This window comes from Williamsia sp. 1138, assembly GCF_002095435.2.
In the GTDB taxonomy this organism is placed as follows: domain Bacteria; phylum Actinomycetota; class Actinomycetes; order Mycobacteriales; family Mycobacteriaceae; genus Williamsia.
In genome coordinates, this window is the sequence record NZ_MJEJ02000039.1 from 58,900 (window position 1) to 76,604 (window position 17,705).

The window sequence follows — 17,705 nt, forward strand, 5'->3', positions numbered from 1 at the left end:
ATCAAGGTGGCAGGAATATTCATTAGAGTCAAGGCACTATCAAAATCTGCCGATGCTGAAGGGGGCCGGTCGGCTGGATGTTGTTCAGCTGCTGCCGAACATCCCGGGTGTCAGGCACACCGATCCGCTGCACGGGGGTGTTGGTGGTGCTGTGGATGTGAAGGTGATGGTGACCAATGGAGTGGCGCCGCGGGCGGCGAGCGTCGGTCCGGGGCCGTCGGGGTCGAGCGAGGAACCACCGCCGCCGCCGACGTAGCCGCTTCCGCCTCCGCCGTACAGTCCGCCACCACCGCCACCACCGAAGCCGAGGTTGTAGCTTGCGCCTCCCTGACCCAGCGCGCCCGGGGCGCCGTCGTCACCACCGGCACCGCCGCTGGTCGCAGTACCCGCCTGCCCTCCGGTGAGGTTGCGCAAATTGGGGCCCGCGCTACCGGCGTCTCCGCCGGGGGCCGGCACGGCTCCTCCTGCTCCGCCGCCGCCGGCAGCGATTACCCTCCGGGACTGCAGATCGCGGCCTGCGGTGCGAACGTCGGACGCGCCACCGCCGCTTCCTGTTCCGTCGAAGCCACTGTCGTCGGAATGGAACCATCCACCTTGTCCGCCGCCGTTGAATCCTCCGGGGGATCGTTCGAGGACAACGTTGCTCTGGCTGCCGTCACCACCGACAAACGCGTACACGGTCGGTTCCGTGACGGCAATCGCGGAGGTGACGACAGCGCCCACCCCGCCGTCGGAGTGGAAGGTCTCCCCGGTGAGTTGGTTGTACGCGTCAGCGTCACCACCAGACCCGCCGACGGCCGTGACGGTGATGGAGGTGATGCCGTCGGGCAGAGTCAGTTCGTGCTCACCCGCGGTGTCGAACGTGCAGGTGACGAGGTTGCTGCCGATCGGCTGTACGCATTCGCTCGGCAGCGGTGCCGCGGATGCGGTGGGCGCTGAAGCCAGGGCCGCGACAGTTCCAACTACGCAGGCGGCCACCACACTGCGGTGGCGCCACGCTCGGCTCGGTCGAGCAGGTGAAGGATGTGGTTCGACATCAGTCGGCAATCGTGACATCCGCGTGGCTCCTATTCGTTGAAGTATGACGCTAACAGAATTAGGGTTTTGCGCGAGTAGATGCGTGAAAAGAGGTGGGGTAGGGCGCGGTCAGCATCTGCCCACGCCTCCTCGGCAGGTGCGGCTGTAGATACTCGGTCCCTCGTAGGCTGAGCGGATGAGAACACCATCGTGGTCGGAACTGGTCGGGCGCAACGTCGCTGCGAGTGCGTTGTCATTGTCGGGGTCGTTGCGTGTTTCCGGAAAGAACAGGCAGGACGAACCGTTCGACGAGCGCTTCGATTTCTGGCACGGCGGCGGTGGGCAGTGGCGTATCGAGCGTGACGGCACGGTGGTCTACCTTGCGTCGGCCGACGGGACGTTGACGGTGCTCGTCGACGGCGAGATGCGGCGTCAGCCCTCGGGCCACATCCGGATGGCCTGGGTGGGTTCCATGTTCAGTCCTCTCGATCTTCTCGGTGAAGAGTCGCTCCTGAGAAAGATGAGTACGCGCATGCGGGCTTCGCGTGAGGCCGAAGCCATCGAGAACGATGGTCGGGCAACGTGGTCCACAGAGTTGGTGACCCCGAAAGGTGACGACACCATCGAACTCGCTTTTGACGACGCCACCGGAATCCTCGTCCTGCTGCGTAGCCCGAAGGGCGGCCTCTTGCAGGTCACCAACCTGGCGGTTTACGACCAGATCGAAAGCGAACGTTTCACCTGGGATGGCCCTGTTGTCGACGCAGAGTCCGGCAGAAATGATCCGCGGGCCCAGGCTGCCAATCGAATTGAGATTCTGAGCGCGCTGGTCAGTGCGCTCGAGCGGCCGCAGGAACTGCTGCGTGCCGTCGCCGGCACGGCTGACCACCAGCAGGCCAGGACGGCAGTCGTCGACCTCCTCGGCGTGAGCGACACCGGCGCCGACGCTGTCCTCTCCATGCAGGTCCGGCGCTTCGGTAGTGCCGAGGTGGACAAGATCCAGCGGGAGCTGGCCGAACTGCGTCAGCACACCGAGCACCCGTCCGTCGATCAGTGAACCTGGTGCGCTCGCGCAAGCATTAACGAGAGACGCTGTAGCGCAGATACATCCATCCAGAAGCAGGGTAGGCCCGGTGCTCTTCCAACGTCAGATCGAGGCGCCGATCGGGTGCATAGAACGACTTGCCGCCGCCCACCATGGTGGGTACGACGAACAGCTCGATCTCGTCGATCAAGTCCATCAGCGACGCCGCCAAGCGGGCGCCGCCGACGCTCAGCGTGCCGTCGGTCTCCGACTTGAGGCGCTGGACTTCGGCGTGGGCGTCCGCGCTGCGCACGAGCCGGCAACCGTCGGGCACCGAGTCCAGCGTGTCGGAGAAGACGATCCGAGGTGTATCGGTATATGCGCGTGCAAACTCCGCCTCGACCTCACCGCCGTCGGCACGCTCGGGGTCGGTCCAGAACTCCTCCATCATTTCGTACAGCCCGCGTCCGAGTAGGTATGCCGAGGTGTTCTTGGCCTGACGATTGGCGACTCGGTGTACCTCCTCGTCCGGAGCTGAGAAGTCGATACTTCCGGCCGGGTCCTCGATGTATCCGTCCAGTGAGACATGCATGCCGTAGGTCAAGATCCCCATGTCGCTCCTTCGTCGGGTGGTCACTGATGTAGACCGCTGGCAGCCGTCGGACTCATCGGTGCCGACCTGTCTCGACGGCTGACCGCATTGACCGTTTCCAATTGAACCAAGTGAACCGCACCACAAGTCGGTTCATGGTTCGGTCGCTACAGGATAAAGTTCGTGCGCGTAGGTAATTGCCGCGCAACCACAAAAGGAATCGGGGATTCACAGTGGGATCAGTTGGAACAATCATCGGCATCTACCAGCTCTACAAATTTCTCTCAGACCTTGGTCTGATCTGATCATCTCTGCGTGACGAGGAGACCCCGCCGGCCGCGGCGGATTGGTCGTAGGTCAGCGGGGACTTCTTCATCAGCGGATTCGGTTCGGGTACAGACTGATTCGTCTGCGGGTCAGCGTGAGCCGGTGTCGTCGTTCCACGGCGCAAGGGGAGGTGTTCCGGACACGGGCTCCTCTGGGTGCAGCAACCGTTGCAACATGGCCAGTGATTCGGCGGCGAGATCGCCGAGGACGATACCGACGACCCAGTCGAATTCCCCTGCCGTCCATGCGTGGACGACGGGGATGTCCCACCCGAGGAACCACTCGTCGGTCGAGCGCCGTCGCCGCGCCAGGCGCCCCAGGGGCCACTCACCGATGGCGGCATCGAACGACCCGTCCTCCTCGTGTGAACGAAGCAGGTGCATGTTGAGGTCGAGGGTGATGGGGATCGCGAGATCGCGGCTGGTGACGTGCTCACGGAACCAGTTGTGCTGCTCGTCTTTACGGATGCCCACGCTCGGCGTTTGCATTGAGTGGAAATCACCCCGCCGGAGAAACTCAGACGTTCCGATCTCGCCGGTCCAGACGAACATCGCCGGATCGATCGGGATGCCGGCGGTGAACTCGATGAAGCTGACAGCGGTTCCGGCAGCGTCGACGCGCTGTTGCAGGACCGCGCCTGTGCGTTGATCCACGGTCAATTGCCGGGCGTAGGGCTCCTTATCGCGGGGCGGGGCCAGTTCAACCGACCAACACGGCCTCCCCAGATACTCGATGTCCCTGATCGGTCCCGTCGGCGTCGTCCAGCGGCCACCGACCCAGTCTCCGGCCGAGCGCGTGACAAGCAGTTCTTTGCCGGGCCCGATGAACGACATCTCCCGAGCCGCACCACGCAGCGGCAGTTCTTCGTGGCGGGCAAACCGCCAGACAGTCTGGCCGTCGGTCATCACGACCAGGTCGCCGGCCACCGTCTCCACCCGGACTTTTGGCCCATCTCGCCACACTTGCAGGTCGTCGACACCCGAGACGTAGACGGGTGCGATGTCGCCCATGTGGCCGTAGAGGCCGCCCTGGACCTCTCCCGATCGGGAGATGACTCCCTGGATGGGCGCATGCGGGCCGTCGACCATCGTCTTGAGAACTTCGATCCACGCAGTCATGAATCAACCGTGACACAAGCTGAGCGCGGTGGCAGTCGGTCGGTAAAGTATTCGGAGTCAACTGTTCCCGCGTAGTGCAGGTCCGCCGCGTCGGATTGTCTGCGAGACTGCATCCATGGTGAAGCAGCTGGTGGCGCCTGCCGCCGTAGCGGTCGGCGGATTCGTTGCCGTTGTCGTACTTCTGACGCGACTCGGTGGCGGTAGCCTACTTTTCGACCACCAGGACCCGTGGCGGGCGTTGATCGAGGGCGACACGGCGTGCGCCGCACTGGCCGCCGTGATCGCTGTGGTCGTCAGCGCCGCGGTGCGTGATCGCGGCATTGCGGTCGTCCTTGGCGGCGCCGGTCTCGTGATATTCGGTGCGATAGCTTTAATTGACACGTCGGCGACCTGGTCGAGTTATGGCCTTGCGGTGGCCAGCGGGTTGGTGGTCGCTGCGGCGGGATCTGAGGCCGCCCGCGGCGCGAACCGAAGTGCGTTGCAGGCCTCGTTCATCGGGGGAGCGCTGGCCGGTGTATTCCTGGCCAGACCGCTCGATCAATACCGTCCGCGGTCCGGGTACCTTGGCGACGACGTCCCGGTCGGCACCCCCGCGGACTGGCCCCTCGTCATCGGTGCCACGGTCGCCCTCTTGTTGCTGGCCGCGTCCTGGTTCACGGCTTCGAAGAGTTCTGCCGATGACTCACGCGCTTCCAGGGTGCATACGGGCCGCGCCCTGGGGCTGGGGATTGCGATACCGGTTGCGTCGGTGCTGCTGTGGTGGTGGTTCATCTCGACTGAGGTCCTCGCCGACGATGCTGATCTCGGTACCAGTACATGGTGGTACGGAATCCTGCTGTTGCCTCTAGTCATCGGTGGGGTGTTGTGGCTGCCCGGACGGGACGGTCTGGTCCTGGCCGCCGTGCTCGCCACAGTGGCCGCAGCGGCCACTGTGCCCAAGTGGCAGGGATCATGGCCTGTGCTCGTGGTATTCGTCGTCCTGATCATCGGCGGGATATGGACCGGACGCCGCATGCCGCACCCCTTGGGCGCGGTGGGCGTGCTCGTGGTGTGCACCTTGGTGAACATCAGCGATCAATCACCCTGGAAGGTAATCGGAATCATCGCCGCCTTCGTGGTCCCGGCGGCCGGCGGCCACCTCGTCGCAGCCTGTCTGCCCACAACCGACGTTCTCAGCACCGTGGCGGTCACGTCACCGGCAATGCTGTATGCGGTCACCGGCATCACGTTTGGTTTGATGGCAGCGTTCGGCGGCTCAAGTGTGTCGGGTTTCGACAGTTACGCGCCGAACACCACAGAATTGGTCTTATCGGTGGTCACGATCGTCGCGTGCGCTGCTGCGATCGTCATCGTCACCCGCCGCCGGCCGGCGGTCGACGCGGAGCAGTCGTGCCCATAGGAAACGCTGCAGGTGCGAGCCGAGAGGTTATTTCTGACCCCGGATACGAATGAGCTGCAGGCCGCCGGAAATCGCGACGAGCGGCCAGCAGATAACCGCTACCCACAGGCTCGGGTTGCGTTCGCCGTTGGCGAGGTCGTAGACGGCGAGCGCCGTCAGAGCGATACCGGCGACGACGCAAAACCATGCAAGTCCTGCGCGCGCCGACGAACCGGGGGGTGTGCTGCCAGTAAAAGTCACGGGCATGAATCTACCGGCGCTCGTACACCTTCGCTCTGCTGAAGCGAGGGGCCGCGTGTCTCGGGAGTGATTCCTGCGGCTTGAGGGCATGTTTATCGGCGAGGCCGCCGGGTACGTCCTGGTCATGACGAAAGAAGAAGCTCTCCGCCGAATCGATGTACAGCTGGATACCTTCGCATCTGGGGCGCTCGGATATGCAGAAGGCTCTTCGTCCGACCATGAAGAAGGTGTCGAAGAACGCGTTCGTCTGCGCCGAGAGGCCAAAGAGAAAGTCGCAGCTCTCGACGATGGTGACCCGGAGATCGACAAGATTGCCACCGAACTCAACCTCTGACCCCGCCATCAGTGTCGTATGCCCCATATGGTCACTTTCTGAGAACAGCCAGTATTCATTCTGGAGTTCAGTAGCCTCCCTAAAGAGCTCTCCGTAACGGACATGCCGAAGTCGACGACATGTCTCCTGGAGCGGCCACTATCGGGGGAGAAGAATGGACGTCGGGGTTTCATCGCATACAAAACGGCTTTGGACCTATGCGTTGATTCTGATTTCCGTTGTTGCTTTGGTGGTCGTGGTTGTCGGACTGTTGTTACCGCGGGCCGACCCGGAACTGACAACCGCACCCACGTCGTCCTCACAGGAGCCTGACCCCGCGGCGCCCGAGATGCCTGACATCGTCGAAGAACCCGTCGACCTCGATGCTCCGATACCTGGGTGCGATGTTGTGGAAACGCCGGACGAAGGCTATTCGGTGATCACCGGCACCAGTGGTGAACCGAGCTACGACAACCCGAAGTTCCCGTGGTTCAACGGCCCTAAAGCCACGGAGATGTCGAACGCCGTGGCCGAGGTGTTGCCGTCCAGAGCGAAGATCGAGTTCGCAAGTCCGGAGCGGTCGCTGATCTTTCAGCCGATCACCGACTTCGGCGAGGACACTCCGGACCGGCCGGACGGGTATACCTCCGCTAACGGTTCGGTGACCAACGGGGACGCCAAGGGTGGCCTGTATGTCGGCGTCGCGCAGTCGTCCAGACCGATTCCCCCGTGTGTGGCAGGAGACCTCGACGAGCGGCGCATCCTGCCCGATGGTGTCGTCGTCGACGTCCAGGACACCTGGCGGGAGACCGACGGGGTACGCACCTTGAGCAGGTCAGCGATCGCCTACGTGCCGGATGGTTCGCGGATCAGCGCACAGGCCAGTGACGCGTCCGGGAGGACGGGGGCTGAGAACAGCGGTGCGATCCCGGTGTCGGTCGGCGACCTGGTACGCATCGTTACCGACCCGCGGCTCCGCATCAGCACCCCGGTACCTCCTGGCACACCCGCCCCGCCGGCAGGGTGTCGCAGTGGCTCATTCGATGACTCCGGTCCATCCGTCACCCGCGAGCTGGCCCGCAAGCTCGACACCGTTCTCGCATCGATCGATCTGGGCGGTGCGAAGCTGCCGCCGCTGCAGTTGGGCGGGTACTCGGAAGCCTTCTTGTGTACCGGGGTGCCGAACGTAACACCGACCGCAGCGCTGGATATCTCGATCGCGGGTGGGCAGAAGCTTCCGGTGGAGGAACGCCCGGTCCCGGGTGCCGGAAGCCAAAAGACGCTGCGAACACTCGGAGACGGGACGGTGGTGCAGACAGACGTCTCCTTCTCGAGTAGCAGATCGATGACCAATCCCGACGACTACACCAGTGAGGCGATCAACTCCGTCGTCGTGACACGACCTGCAGGGACCCAGATCTCGGTGAGTTCGACAGCACCGTCACCGGACGAGGCCCTGCCGTTGCCCCAGCTCGAATCCATAGCGCTCACAACCGGATTGGAGTTGTAGACGTGCCCGGTAAGAGCACCTTGGCCCTGGTCGTCGCCGCGGTGATTGCAGTGGTGACGGTCTCCGCGGCTGCGATCGTGCTGGCGGACCGCGCTCCGACGTCGGTCAAGAAGATCACCGGGACCTCTGCGGAAACACCGGGGCTCGCGTGGTCGTTCGATCCCGCCGAGTATCTCGATCGTCCGTTCGCCGGTCTGACCGACCCACGGTTGGGTTCGTCGTTCAATGCCGGCGAGCCCGGCTTCATTCTGACCGGCGACACGTTCCTCACCATCGCTGGTAGTCCGACCGAGGGACTCGAATTGGACAAGCCGGTCATGATCAGCGTCGATGCAAAGGATGGGACTGCACGCTGGCAGGCGCCCGCCCACGATCTTCTCGGATGCAGCGACACCCCGCTCGGCGGAAAGATCTACTGCTTCGCAATGAGCGAGATCGTCACCTACGACATCGATTCAGGCGTGTCCGAGAGGCGGACGATACCCGAATCGGTGTACGGCCTCACGACCACCTCGGACGCGCTGTACATCGTCGAGGGCAGTCTCGAGGAGAGTGTCGAGGGCAGCGATGTGCCGTGCATTCGGGGACCTTCGACGATATTTCCGCGAATTGGTCGCAGCCGGTCGACATTGGTGGCTATTACGAAGACCTGTACGGCATCGACGTCCTGGCCGTGACCGATGGGGTTGGACTCGTCCGGATCGGCAATCAGATGGCGCAGTTCGACGCCGAGTCGGGGACTCCGCTGTGGACGACCGGCGACGGTGTTTGTGTTTCGCAGGCGAGTCTAGAACCCGGTGGCGTTGTGGCGCAGATCAATAGCGACTGCGAGTCCTACGACTCCGTGTCCGGGCAACTTCTCCGAGGACCAGACGGAAAGGTGCTGACCACGACGGACAGTACAACCGCGCATAGGCCGATGCTCGAACACCGCGACGATGCCAGTGACCCCATCCTGCTGGGGGATTCGGCGTACGACCGTTCGTCCGGCGAGCTGCTCTGGACCAATCCCAGCATCGTCAGCGGGTCGCAAGGAGCCGTGACGGCCATCGTCGGCGACACGATCTATCTGCGAGATACGAACACCCAAAGCGAGACAGGCATCGACCTGCGGACCGGGAAGCAGTTGTGGCACAACGATACGACGCAAACGTTTGATGTGGCCGGTGCTGGTGGCCGCACGCTGCTAGGCAATGACGGGACCGCACTGACGGAGTTCGACCTCAGGACCGGCTCGGTGGTCTGGACAGCTCCGTTCGTTTCGATCGACAGCGATCCCGAGACCTTCGCCACCGGTAGAGCGGCGCAGCGGTATCGCGATGGGTGGATCTACTCGTCGGATCGCCGAATGATCGGTCTGGCACCCCTGTGATCGCCCGGTTGTGAATGTCCACTGAACGATGGCTATCGGTGTGCTGCCGACCGTGAAATTATCCGGTGGGCCGCGATGTGCCTACAAGCCAAAGTGAGGGGTGGGACGGGTGCTGATGGAGCTCGCGTGGATCGGAAGCCCGGGGCTGTCGTACGCATCGGTGGCGATCGCGTTGATGCTGCTGGCGTTGGTGATCGGGTTGATCGATGTGCTGTGCCGCGACGACACCGGAGTTCGGCTGATGCCGCGGTGGGCGTGGTTTCTGGTCGTGGTGGCGGTGCCGATTGTCGGCACGCTGGTATGGCTTGTCTTCGGTCGTCCACGAGCGCGCAGGGTTCGGCGTCGGGGGGCGTGGTGGAAGGCGAGGTATGCCTCAGGCATCAGCGGCGGTCGTCTCGGCATTTCCGGAGTACGACAGGCCGGGCAGGTTCATCCCGCAGGACCCCGCGGCCGACGCCGCATTCCTGCGGCAGGTCCGTGAGCGGGCGCAGGAGCAACGCCGTGTGGCCGAACTCGAACGTCGTCGACGCGATGAAACGAACGGATCCGCCACCTGATACCTACCGGCTTGTCGCTGCCAAGTCTTTTATGTATTCGTCGCCCCACTGATTGAGTTCGAGCGCAAAGGCTTTCAGACCCTCACCTGTTGCAGTCAGTGAATACTCCACTCGTGGTGGAACTTCGGCATACGCATGTCGCACCACGATCCCGTCTTGCTCCAACTCGCGTAGCTGGCGCGTCAGCACCCGGGGGGTCACGTTTCCCACGCGACGGCGGAGCTCGCCGTAGCGAAGCGGCCCCTCGAGAAGATGCTTGACGATCGTCATCTTCCACGCACCGCCCAGTACGGCGATGGCGACTTCCACAGGACATACATCCATCGCGCGCTGAACTGGTCCTCTAATTTCGCCAGGCTCTGCTGTAGCCATGCCCACCTCCAATAGGAACATTTTCGTCCATATGGACGAAAATGTACATACTAACTTTTCTGCGCACAGCTTGCTATACCAGAAACATGGAATCGGTTGAAGCGTCGCAAGGCCTCAGACACGTGGACGGTGCAGTGGTTGCCCTTGTGAGCGTGACCCCTGTCATCACGTGGGCGGGAGGTGTAGTGCCCGCTGCCGACGCCGTGCTCTACATCCTGGCCACTATTGTGTCGATCGCTGCGTTGCTGCTCATCCAGGTGAGGGTGGGCCTGCGAGTGCAAGACGGAGCAGGCATCGGCGTGGTGATCGTGCTCATTACCGGTGTTGCGGCGTGGGCAGTGACCATGGTGCTCACGCTCCTGCAATCACCCATCGCGATACCCAGCCTGATCGCTGCGATCCTGCTGCTGTCCCGCGCACTTTGTGAACCGCTCGCTACAGACAGGCGCGAGTCTGACGGGCGGGTGCTCGGTGATGGCAGCTAGCGGAAGCTACCCGGTAACCCCTTGCCGCAGGGTTTCAGGGTGCGAGGAAGCAGGCAGGGCCGACCGGGGTCGCGGGTTCGACCTCGACGATTTCGACTGGACCACCCGCTGACGTTTGGTAGGCCATGATGGCGTGCTGTCCGGGCGCGGTCGGAGTCCAGAGCGTGAACGCATGGTCGAAGATCACGGGGTTGACGAAGTAGGGATCGACGGCGTTCCAGATGAGGTCGGTGGGAAAAAAGGTGGCGGCCTGGTTGTAGTCGACAATCGAAACGCCGGCAGTGCTGGGTGTCCCGGGTGAATCGGCGGTCTTGGCAACAACGAGGTAGGTACACCCAGTCCCGTATCCGTTGCCGGGAAAACTGATTCCGGGCATCACCGTGGTATCGACCACGTCAGCGGAGGCCGACGGTGCGAAAGCGGCTGCGGTCGCGAGAACGGCCCCGACGATCGAGGTGATACTGGCGATTCGGATTCGTCTCATTCCCGTAAGTCGGCATCACTACGTATTCCGTTACTCGCTTGGACCCGTCAACGGAACAACCTGAGCTGCGTTCGACTTGCTATGCGAATACGCTTAGCGCAGGCCGACAATTATCCCGTCGTCTGAAGAGATGAACTCCGGTCTTTCTGTGGCGCAAATTCTTTACACCGCCTAATCGGCAATTGGTTCCGCGTCATAGTGTGCATATATGTCTGGTGGTGGGGGTTCTCTCCGTTTACGAACGGTGGGTGATGCAGCGTGGTGGGTGTTCATTGTTGCCAGCCTGATTGCGGGTGGCGTGACTTGGCTTGCCGGTGAGCGTTATGTGCCGTTCGTGCCTCCGTCGATGGGAGCGGGCACCGATGTGGCGTATTCGGGTTCGTACTCCGGCCTCGACGGTGTGGTGATGACGAAGGCCTACGTCGCGGACGAGACCACCAACTGGTGGCTGGAACCGGCGTTCTACTCGGTCGCCGCGTTTGTCGTCGTGGTCGCCGCAGCACTGTGGGAAGCATGCACCCAACGCGACGTGATTGCTGCGGCGGCAACTGTGACCGTTCCCTTCGCGGCGCTGGCGGTACTGGGATTGGCAACACCGGGCGTAATTCTCGATGACGACCCGAGCCCGACTGCGACGTTGGCGCTGGTGGTGGTCGCGGTGGGATTGCGGGGTTGGTGGAAGAGAACAGTGCCCCCGACGAGTGGGCAATGACATGCCCATTTGTATGACATCGCTAGGGGCTCAACGGCTATGCGGATGAAGGCGCTTCGCATCCCGCAGCTTGTGATAGCGGCGGCTGCACTTTTGCTGGCGGTGGGTTGCGCCCAGTATGTCGACCTACCGCCAGCCACTGCAGTCCAATTGCAAACGCCCGCATGCACAGGCAACGACCCACCCGACCCAGCGCGACTTCCGCTGGACTTTGCTCCTGTTGAGGCGTTGGTCTGTGGGGAGATGGCCAAAGGCGGTCCACGCGAAAATCCTGGCGATCGATACCTCGAAACGAGATATCGAGGCGACTTCACGGTTGCAGTCAAGGCTCTCAGAGGCCGAGATCGCAAGAAACAAACCTGCGACTACTCACTTGCCGCAATGCCTGAGCTCTGGCTGATTGATGCCAGCGGTGGTGGGCTGATTCCTCGCTACCCGCTCGACGAATGCGGCGGCCCCACCCTCGACGTCTGAAGATTATCCTTGAGCTACCCGTCTTGCACCAGGAGCAACGTGTGGCACCACCGACGCCGACGGTGACGTCCGCAACACTCGCCTTCCCGATTCCTTCCCCAGGCGACGACAATCCGCCACCATCCTCACCACCACAGCCGCGCTGAGGCGTCAACGCAGTCCCTGTCAATGCCAGGTGTCGGTGACGTGGGCCCTGATGGGGCCGTTGGTTCGGTCACAGCAACGCGCCGCCGGAGACTTCGATGCGTTCACCTGTAGCCCAACGGAACTCGCGGGACACCAGGGCTGAGATCGCGTCGGCGATGTCATCCGGGTCGCCCACCCTTCCGAGAGCGGTCTGTCCAGACAGTGCCACGCGCATGGCCTCGTCATCGCGCATGGCTCCGCCATTGAAGTCGGTTGCTGTCGGGCCGGGCGCAATCGAATTGACCCGAATACCCCGCGGGCCCAGTTCGAGTGCCAGGCTGCGGGTGAGCGCTTCGAGCGCCTTCTTCGACGCCGCGTAGACGGAAGTCGCCGGGCTCACGTGTCGGCTGAGCGAACTGGACACGTTCACGATGCTTGCTCCGTCCGACAGGTGGGGCAGAAAGGCTTGGGCGACAAAGAGCGGACCACGAACGTTGACGGCGAAGGTGGTGTCGAAGTCCTCCGCGGTGACGGCGCCGAGTGGTGCGAACAACCCCACGCCGGCGTTGTTCACCAGCACGTCGATGGTGTTGGCGTTCCACACCTGCCCTATGTCGGCGAGCACCGCGACGCGTGCCGCCTCGATGGAGGAAAGGTCTGCGACATCCAGCTGAACTGTGATGGCTTCGCTGCCCGCCTCGACTATGCGGTCCACCACCTCGCTCGAATCGCCCCGTGAAGCCACGACGACCTTGATCTTGTTCCTGGCCAGCGCGATCGCGGTGGCTCGTCCGAGTCCGCGGTTGGCGCCGGTCACGAGGGCTATACGGGACATTTCGTCTCCAGTCAGATAAGTAAATGAGTACTTACTTGTAAGCTAGACCGTGTTGTACTGCTCGTCAACTCGATGCATAGGAGAGTCAATGGCCCGCGACGCCGAAGCCACCAGAGATCGAATCCTTGTTGCGGCAACCGAAGAGTTCGCTGCGCACGGGTTTGCAGGTGGGCGCGTTGAGCGGATCGCCGCCAAGGCGCAGAGCAACGTTCGGATGATCTACGCGTACTACGGGGGCAAGAGCGGGTTGTTCGATGCGACCCTGGCAGAGGCTCTGCGACGCATGGCCGAGAACGTCCCTCCGCGGCCAGACGACCTTGCCGGCTGGGCCGGTGACGTGTTCGATCATCATCAGCGGTTTCCCGAAGTGCTCCGGCTGAGCATGTGGGCTCAGCTCGAACGGCCAGAGGTCACTGCTGAGCCGCGTGAGATCTATCGGGACAAGGCGCTTGCTGTGGCGACGGCGGTGGCCCAACCGCTGTCCGCCGTTGATGTCTTGGTCTTCATCTACGCCATTGCGCAGGCCTGGCAGTTGTCACCGAAAGGGCTTACGGGGCTTGATGAAGACCTAGACGGTGATGATGGGGTCGCCGCTCACAGGCAAGCGGTCGTCACCGCAGTGGAGCGCATGTTGCAAGCCCATTCCAACGCGTAGAACTGGGGCTTAGACAACCGAGACCTGAAAAATCTGCTCCACTTTCGCAAAAATGCTCCACTTCCAGGGCACTGGAAGTGGAGCAGATTACTGAAAGTGGAGCAGATTTTTCAGGCGGAGTGCCTGACGGTCAAGCGATAAGAGATTCCGTGTCGTCGCGGTCAGCGTGGATATACGTTGTGATCGCAGCGTCGACGGTGGATGAGATGGTCAGAATACGGTCCAGACCAATGAGTTTCATGGTTCCTGCTGTCGCGGGACCATTGGCGACGATACCCAGATGTCCGCTCGGTGACATCGCGGATTGGGCGTCGATCAGGACCTGCATGCCCGCTGAGGACAAGAAGGTCGTACCTGTCAAATCAATGATCAGGCAACGCGATTCGGCCTTGAGTGCCTCGAGCACTGCTTCGGTGAGTTGGGGCGCGGTCAGCAGGTCGATCTCGCCGCTGACCGAGAGGATGGTCGTACCCTGTCGCTGCAGGGTGAGGACGCCGAGAGGGGCGCCCCTGTGAGGCTTCAGAGTGTTGCTTTTAGAAATTAGAGCTGATGATTGTGTATGCACGGTGGTTGTCCTTTCGACGACCAACTGTGCTGACCCGTCGTGCGCGAAAGACACGACTGTCAGAAAATGGCTCGGACTGCACCGGGTTCAATGATGCCACAGAATGCTTACCGGAGGGTAACAACCCGGCCTTTTTGCAGGTCAGGGGGCCGCCTTGTAAGCGGTCAGCTCGGCCTGCCGATGAGACGGAACGCAGAAAAGGCATGGGCGGGTTGCGCGGCGGACCAATAGAAGCCTTGTCCGTAACTGGCGCCGATGAGACGGGCCTGTTGCGCCTGTTCGGCTGTTTCGATGCCTTCGATGACCAAGAACTGACCGAGTTCGGCGGTCAACGCGGTCAGCGCCCGCGCGATGGCGCGACCGGTGGGGGTCTGGAGCGACGAACCGACTGCGCGATCGGCCTTGAGTCCGTCGACGCCGAACGAGAGGAGATGCTCGGCAGGCAGCCAGGGGCCGCCGATGTCGTCGAGGACCACGATGTAACCACGCTCCTGCAGGTCGTTGATGACCCGGGAGTTGATCAGTGCCGTGGTGGGAACGGCGACGGTCTCGGTGATCTCGAGAATGATCGACTCCGCTGCGATACCGGCGTCGGTGGCCACCTTGTCGATGCGGTCGGCGCAGTCCGGACGGTAGAAGTGGTGGGCGGAGAAGTTGACGGCGACCCTCACGTTGGCAGCCTCGGTGTCAGTGGACCGCCACCGCTGCAGATCGTCGAGTGCCCGCGCCAAGATGGCCAGATCGAAGTCGATGATCAGATCGGTGTTCTCGATCAACGGCACGAAGGCGCCCGGCGGCAGAACGCCGAGGGTGGGGTGGAGCCACCGCGCCAGGGCCTCCACTGCGATGAGATTCCCGTTCTCCAGATCGATGATCGGCATGTACCAGGGCACGATCTCGTCGTTGTCGACTGCGTTCGCCACTTCGCCGACGCCGATCCCGATTGTCCTCACCGCGGTGTCGTGCACGTCTGCGTTCGACAGACCTGTAGGGGAGAAGTTGGTCCCTCGCGATCGTGCGGCGTCGAGCGCGTCACCCGCAAGGATCGCGCATCGCTCGAGCGCCGCGATGTCGATGGACTGCTCTGAGTGCGGATCTTGATCGAGGACGCACACGGTGGCCACCGGAAGGCCCTCGCGTCCGAGCACAGGAACGCCCGCGTAGGCGCGAAACCCCACATCGCGCATGAGCGTTATCAGGTCCGAATCTCCACCGCCGTCGGCGGCGTCGGCGACGACTATCGGCGCATTGCCGGCGACGACTCGAGCACATCCAGACAGGCGCAGCGGCACTATCAGGCCAGCGCTCATTCCGTGGGCGGCGATGGTGTACTGATGGGCGCCGTCGACCACGTTGACCAGGGCGATCGGGAATCCTGTGACCTGAGCGGCCAAGTCGACAACCGCAGTCAGTCCAGGCGTCGTTGCCAACTGGGTGTAGTGCGACGCCGAGCGTGCGCGGCGGTCGTCGTCGGTCATGGCCAGACTCCTCGGGGTCTCAGGGGTTGAGTCTGCCGAAGTATGAGTATTACCGATTATGTGACAGAAATGGGGTCACAACGCGTCTTTTCGGGGCGATGAGTGTGCCTGAGTCCACCCGCGCGGCCCGAGGCGCGCAGAGGTGTCCCATCGTGCAAGCTCAAGCTGCGTCGGTGAACCAGTCGCCGGGCGGCGGTTCCGGATCGGGCAACTGTTCGAGTTCGGCAATCCACCGTTGCTCCTCGGCGTGCCACTCCGGGTGTTCGGTCTGCCAGTTGGCCTCGAAGAGTTCTTCTTTGGCTCTCTGCCGGAACCAGGCGGCGTGTGCTTCTTCGGCTTCGTCTTGTGCGCGCAGGGCAGCCACAGTCTCCTGAAAGTGACGTTCAGGAAAGTGGGTGTGGTTGGGAGTGAGGGGGTCGTCGGTGCCTCGTTGGCGCCACCCGACTCGACCCACCCACCCGGGCGGGCCGGTTTCGGAGGTGATGATCTCGGTGATCCACCCGTGCTCGCCGTCGTGTATCTGCCCGTGGTCGGGGTCGCAAACCAAGGTGAGGACAGTGATATCGGTATAGCCGCCGTTCTTCCATTCGCGCATGTGGTGCACGGCGGTGCGAGTCGCTGGTTGGTCGCATCCTGGGCGGGAGCAGCCGCGCTCGGCTGCGATGAGCGCGATGCGCTGGTGGGCGGAGGCCAGTCGGGCCTCGCGACCGAGAAACAGCGGCCGGTGAGCGTTGTCCAGGAGTGCGAGGAACTTTCGGCTGGAGCCGGCGAGCGCCAGCGCATCCCGGACCGGCAGGGTTCCGCCGGATGCGGTGGTGGCGATCCCGACCTCGTTCTCCAGCTCCTCGAGGGTCATGGTGGCAACGACTTTCGCGGCCTGCCCCCGGTGCTGGCCCACGGCCCGCGAGCCGACCACGTGCTCGAGCATGCGGTGAAATGCGTCGTGGTTGCGTTGCTCTTGCGAGCGGTCGTCGCGTTCTGCGGCGGCGGCGAGCACGTCGTTGTCGGCCATATCGCTATTGCCGCTCGGGGATTCCGGGTCAGCGGGATTGTTCATACCCTTCCTGGCCCACTTCTCGGCCACGACATCCCACAGCGCCCGGGTCGCAGGGGTGAGGGTGCCGGTGATGCCGGACATGTGATCGAAATCGGGTCCTGACACCTTGAATGCTCGTGCGCGGGTGCGGTCAGCGTCGTCGGTGAACTCGCCGTCCGGGTTGAGGTAGGCGATCAGTCGCTGGGCAGCTTTGGTCAGGTCCTCAGGCGACATGGTGCGCGCGTAGGCTGCCAGATCAGCTTCGACCTTCGACCACATCTCCGGGACTCGTAGAACTCCCGGCAGCGCCTTCAAGGTCTTGTGGATGACTCGGTAGTGCGCAAACTCGATGGCACCGTCGGTCATCGCGGCAGCGGTCGCCGGGTAGGGGGCCGGGAGCAGGTCACCGGAGAGCTCCCGGCGGTGGCCGATCCGCTCGGCGGCTTTGTAGCGTGCGCCGGCGTGATCGACGTTGAGCCGCAACAGAGATGACAGGTACTTACCCGGCTTCAACCCGCGCTTGGCCGCCACACCGCGCTCGCGCAGTTCCAGCGCCCACCGCACCGAGAGTGCGTCCTCGCGGCGCCGCCCGGTCTCGACGATCTGTGCGGTCTCGACCACTTGCTCGTCCGAGAGCGACGTCAGAGACACCTGACTCAGGTGCTGCGAGATCGCTTCGCGCGCAGCGACCAGCTCGGCGGCATCCATGTGCTGGATGACGTCGAGAAAGTCGACTGGTTCGCTCATGTGTTCGACTATAGGACAGGCCTCCGACAACGGTCGCCGGGCTCCGTCTGCACGCGACTACCGTCCGGGCGGTACGTCGATGCTGCGAGTGCGGGCGACCTCGTTCGCGTGCTCGAGTTCGCCTCGGCTGCCGTTGTGCTCGAGTTGATCGCCCTCGGGCGTAGTGCTGTCGAAAGCCGCTTGTACGCGCGCCCTCAGGTCCTTTATGTGCTGCACGAGTTCGTCGTCGCTCATGGTTTCGGGCGTGCGATGCGAGTGTTCCGTCAT

The 17,705-nt window shown here is 63.2% G+C and carries 21 protein-coding genes; 10 read left to right on the forward strand and 11 right to left on the reverse strand.

The window, feature by feature from the left end; genetic code table 11:
- Positions 1–84: 84 nt before the first annotated feature.
- Positions 85–1,056 (reverse strand): glycine-rich protein, encoded by a 972-nt coding sequence (locus tag BH683_RS10675; protein WP_084836243.1) that lies wholly within the window; start codon positions 1,054–1,056, stop codon positions 85–87.
- A gap of 157 nt (positions 1,057–1,213) precedes the next feature.
- Here BH683_RS10675 and BH683_RS10680 point away from each other — a divergent pair, with 157 nt between their 5' ends.
- A complete protein-coding gene (locus tag BH683_RS10680) occupies positions 1,214–2,074 on the forward strand; it encodes a hypothetical protein (protein ID WP_084836244.1) in 861 nt (286 codons plus the stop codon).
- Positions 2,075–2,096: 22 nt separating this feature from the next.
- Here BH683_RS10680 and BH683_RS10685 read toward each other — a convergent pair whose 3' ends face one another.
- Entirely contained in the window at positions 2,097–2,654 is a 558-nt protein-coding gene (locus BH683_RS10685; protein ID WP_084836245.1) for a dihydrofolate reductase family protein, read from the reverse strand.
- A 395-nt stretch (positions 2,655–3,049) separates the two neighbouring features.
- Positions 3,050–4,078: a hypothetical protein gene (locus BH683_RS10690; RefSeq protein ID WP_084836246.1), complete on the reverse strand. Its 1,029-nt coding sequence runs from the start codon at positions 4,076–4,078 to the stop codon at positions 3,050–3,052.
- A gap of 115 nt (positions 4,079–4,193) precedes the next feature.
- Between BH683_RS10690 and BH683_RS10695 the strand changes: the two genes are divergently transcribed.
- Positions 4,194–5,477, forward strand: a complete 1,284-nt coding sequence (locus BH683_RS10695; protein WP_084836247.1) for a hypothetical protein — start codon at positions 4,194–4,196, stop codon at positions 5,475–5,477.
- 27 nt (positions 5,478–5,504) lie between these two features.
- Here BH683_RS10695 and BH683_RS10700 read toward each other — a convergent pair whose 3' ends face one another.
- The gene (locus BH683_RS10700) at positions 5,505–5,717 is read right to left on the reverse strand and encodes a hypothetical protein (protein WP_143696036.1); all 213 of its coding nucleotides are present in this window, start codon (positions 5,715–5,717) and stop codon (positions 5,505–5,507) included.
- An 88-nt stretch (positions 5,718–5,805) separates the two neighbouring features.
- Here BH683_RS10700 and BH683_RS10705 point away from each other — a divergent pair, with 88 nt between their 5' ends.
- The 5 genes from BH683_RS10705 (at position 5,806) to BH683_RS10720 (ending at position 9,393) form a co-directional block, all read left to right on the forward strand.
- The gene (locus BH683_RS10705; RefSeq protein ID WP_084836249.1) at positions 5,806–6,051 is read left to right on the forward strand and encodes a hypothetical protein; all 246 of its coding nucleotides are present in this window, start codon (positions 5,806–5,808) and stop codon (positions 6,049–6,051) included.
- 328 nt (positions 6,052–6,379) lie between these two features.
- On the forward strand, positions 6,380–7,540 hold the full coding sequence (locus BH683_RS10710; RefSeq protein ID WP_246833305.1) for a hypothetical protein: 1,161 nt from the start codon (positions 6,380–6,382) through the stop codon (positions 7,538–7,540).
- A 2-nt stretch (positions 7,541–7,542) separates the two neighbouring features.
- Complete coding sequence (locus BH683_RS28925; protein ID WP_246833306.1) at positions 7,543–8,217, forward strand: hypothetical protein; 675 nt, start codon at positions 7,543–7,545, stop codon at positions 8,215–8,217.
- On the forward strand, positions 8,214–8,912 hold the full coding sequence (locus BH683_RS28930) for a PQQ-binding-like beta-propeller repeat protein (protein ID WP_246833307.1): 699 nt from the start codon (positions 8,214–8,216) through the stop codon (positions 8,910–8,912). The genes BH683_RS28925 and BH683_RS28930 overlap by 4 nt, the downstream gene beginning before the upstream one ends.
- Before the next feature lie 115 nt (positions 8,913–9,027).
- Positions 9,028–9,393, forward strand: a complete 366-nt coding sequence (locus BH683_RS10720) for a PLD nuclease N-terminal domain-containing protein (protein WP_348639221.1) — start codon at positions 9,028–9,030, stop codon at positions 9,391–9,393.
- Between the two features lie 79 nt (positions 9,394–9,472).
- Here BH683_RS10720 and BH683_RS10725 read toward each other — a convergent pair whose 3' ends face one another.
- On the reverse strand, positions 9,473–9,841 hold the full coding sequence (locus BH683_RS10725) for a helix-turn-helix domain-containing protein (protein WP_084836312.1): 369 nt from the start codon (positions 9,839–9,841) through the stop codon (positions 9,473–9,475).
- Positions 9,842–9,927: 86 nt separating this feature from the next.
- On the opposite strand from BH683_RS10725, the gene BH683_RS10730 reads away from it, so the two are divergent.
- Positions 9,928–10,326, forward strand: a complete 399-nt coding sequence (locus tag BH683_RS10730; RefSeq protein ID WP_143696037.1) for a hypothetical protein — start codon at positions 9,928–9,930, stop codon at positions 10,324–10,326.
- Between the two features lie 34 nt (positions 10,327–10,360).
- Here BH683_RS10730 and BH683_RS10735 read toward each other — a convergent pair whose 3' ends face one another.
- Entirely contained in the window at positions 10,361–10,810 is a 450-nt protein-coding gene (locus BH683_RS10735; RefSeq protein ID WP_094647393.1) for a hypothetical protein, read from the reverse strand.
- 298 nt (positions 10,811–11,108) lie between these two features.
- Between BH683_RS10735 and BH683_RS10740 the strand changes: the two genes are divergently transcribed.
- On the forward strand, positions 11,109–11,522 hold the full coding sequence (locus BH683_RS10740; protein ID WP_143696038.1) for a hypothetical protein: 414 nt from the start codon (positions 11,109–11,111) through the stop codon (positions 11,520–11,522).
- A 688-nt stretch (positions 11,523–12,210) separates the two neighbouring features.
- On the opposite strand, the gene BH683_RS10750 is transcribed toward BH683_RS10740, so the two are convergent.
- Positions 12,211–12,957 (reverse strand): SDR family oxidoreductase, encoded by a 747-nt coding sequence (locus tag BH683_RS10750; RefSeq protein WP_084836254.1) that lies wholly within the window; start codon positions 12,955–12,957, stop codon positions 12,211–12,213.
- An 88-nt stretch (positions 12,958–13,045) separates the two neighbouring features.
- Between BH683_RS10750 and BH683_RS10755 the strand changes: the two genes are divergently transcribed.
- Positions 13,046–13,612 carry a TetR family transcriptional regulator gene (locus tag BH683_RS10755; protein WP_084836255.1) on the forward strand — a complete coding sequence of 189 codons (567 nt, stop codon included), beginning with the start codon at positions 13,046–13,048 and terminating at the stop codon, positions 13,610–13,612.
- Between the two features lie 130 nt (positions 13,613–13,742).
- Here BH683_RS10755 and BH683_RS10760 read toward each other — a convergent pair whose 3' ends face one another.
- The 4 genes from BH683_RS10760 to BH683_RS10775 form a co-directional block, all read right to left on the reverse strand.
- Positions 13,743–14,177: an STAS domain-containing protein gene (locus BH683_RS10760; RefSeq protein ID WP_084836314.1), complete on the reverse strand. Its 435-nt coding sequence runs from the start codon at positions 14,175–14,177 to the stop codon at positions 13,743–13,745.
- A 164-nt stretch (positions 14,178–14,341) separates the two neighbouring features.
- Positions 14,342–15,655 (reverse strand): EAL domain-containing protein, encoded by a 1,314-nt coding sequence (locus BH683_RS10765; protein WP_084836256.1) that lies wholly within the window; start codon positions 15,653–15,655, stop codon positions 14,342–14,344.
- A gap of 160 nt (positions 15,656–15,815) precedes the next feature.
- A complete protein-coding gene (locus BH683_RS10770; protein WP_084836257.1) occupies positions 15,816–17,438 on the reverse strand; it encodes an HNH endonuclease signature motif containing protein in 1,623 nt (540 codons plus the stop codon).
- Positions 17,439–17,495: 57 nt separating this feature from the next.
- On the reverse strand, positions 17,496–17,705 hold the full coding sequence (locus BH683_RS10775) for a hypothetical protein (RefSeq protein ID WP_084836258.1): 210 nt from the start codon (positions 17,703–17,705) through the stop codon (positions 17,496–17,498).

Coding starts and splice junctions, on each gene's coding strand:
- BH683_RS10675 (WP_084836243.1), bottom strand. CDS start 1,056: ATGTCACGATTGCCGACTGATGTCGAACCACATCCTTCACCTGCTCGA.
- BH683_RS10680 (WP_084836244.1), top strand. CDS start 1,214: ATGAGAACACCATCGTGGTCGGAACTGGTCGGGCGCAACGTCGCTGCG.
- BH683_RS10685 (WP_084836245.1), bottom strand. CDS start 2,654: ATGGGGATCTTGACCTACGGCATGCATGTCTCACTGGACGGATACATC.
- BH683_RS10690 (WP_084836246.1), bottom strand. CDS start 4,078: ATGACTGCGTGGATCGAAGTTCTCAAGACGATGGTCGACGGCCCGCAT.
- BH683_RS10695 (WP_084836247.1), top strand. CDS start 4,194: ATGGTGAAGCAGCTGGTGGCGCCTGCCGCCGTAGCGGTCGGCGGATTC.
- BH683_RS10705 (WP_084836249.1), top strand. CDS start 5,806: ATGTTTATCGGCGAGGCCGCCGGGTACGTCCTGGTCATGACGAAAGAA.
- BH683_RS10710 (WP_246833305.1), top strand. CDS start 6,380: ATGCCTGACATCGTCGAAGAACCCGTCGACCTCGATGCTCCGATACCT.
- BH683_RS10720 (WP_348639221.1), top strand. CDS start 9,028: ATGGAGCTCGCGTGGATCGGAAGCCCGGGGCTGTCGTACGCATCGGTG.
- BH683_RS10725 (WP_084836312.1), bottom strand. CDS start 9,841: ATGGCTACAGCAGAGCCTGGCGAAATTAGAGGACCAGTTCAGCGCGCG.
- BH683_RS10730 (WP_143696037.1), top strand. CDS start 9,928: ATGGAATCGGTTGAAGCGTCGCAAGGCCTCAGACACGTGGACGGTGCA.
- BH683_RS10735 (WP_094647393.1), bottom strand. CDS start 10,810: ATGAGACGAATCCGAATCGCCAGTATCACCTCGATCGTCGGGGCCGTT.
- BH683_RS10750 (WP_084836254.1), bottom strand. CDS start 12,957: ATGTCCCGTATAGCCCTCGTGACCGGCGCCAACCGCGGACTCGGACGA.
- BH683_RS10755 (WP_084836255.1), top strand. CDS start 13,046: ATGGCCCGCGACGCCGAAGCCACCAGAGATCGAATCCTTGTTGCGGCA.
- BH683_RS10765 (WP_084836256.1), bottom strand. CDS start 15,655: ATGACCGACGACGACCGCCGCGCACGCTCGGCGTCGCACTACACCCAG.
- BH683_RS10770 (WP_084836257.1), bottom strand. CDS start 17,438: ATGAGCGAACCAGTCGACTTTCTCGACGTCATCCAGCACATGGATGCC.
- BH683_RS10775 (WP_084836258.1), bottom strand. CDS start 17,705: ATGACGGAACACTCGCATCGCACGCCCGAAACCATGAGCGACGACGAA.